Annotated in this window: 1 protein-coding gene and 1 pseudogene; both read right to left on the reverse strand. The window is 66.8% G+C overall.

Annotated elements, in window-relative coordinates; translation table 11 throughout:
* Positions 1-194: pseudogene (locus IMZ11_RS43510) on the reverse strand (ABC transporter ATP-binding protein); the annotation flags it as partial.
* A gap of 8 nt (positions 195-202) precedes the next feature.
* The coding region (locus IMZ11_RS43515; RefSeq protein WP_228649546.1) for a bacterial proteasome activator family protein at positions 203-569 on the reverse strand (367 nt) is incomplete at its 5' end.

The raw sequence follows: 569 nt of genomic DNA on the forward strand, positions 1-569 counted from the left end.
AGACCGACCCGGTCGCCCATTTTCAGTGACATCGTGATGTCGCGCAGCGCTTCGATGACGACGACGTTGGACTCGTTGCGCCCGATGGCGCCGCCGGCCTTGCCGAGGAACGCCTTCTTCAGGGAACGCGTCTTGGCATCGAAAATGGGGAACTCGACCCATGCTTCGTGCGTCGATATGTACGGATCAGACAACGGGTGACCTACAGGTACTGGCCGGTGCCGGGGTGGGAGCCACCGCGCTGCCCGCCGGGAACCTGCAGTCCCGGCGGCAGGGCACCCTGGCGCATCTGTTCGAGCTGTGCACGGGCGGCCATCTGCTGAGCGAACAGTGCCGTCTGGATGCCGTGGAACAGCCCTTCGAGCCAGCCGACCAGCTGCGCCTGGGCGATCCGCAGTTCGGCGTCGGACGGCACGCTGTCCTCGGTGAAGGGCAGCGTCAGCCGCTCGAGTTCTTCACGCAGTTCGGGTGCGAGGCCGTCCTCGAGTTCGCTGATGCTGGTCCGGTGGATGTCGCGCAGCCGGTTGCGGCTGGCGTCGTCGAGCGGAGCCGCGCGCACCTCTTCGAGC

Origin of the sequence: Microtetraspora sp. AC03309 (assembly GCF_020826795.1) — a bacterium.
Taxonomy (GTDB): Bacteria; Actinomycetota; Actinomycetes; order Streptosporangiales; family Streptosporangiaceae; genus Microtetraspora; species Microtetraspora glauca.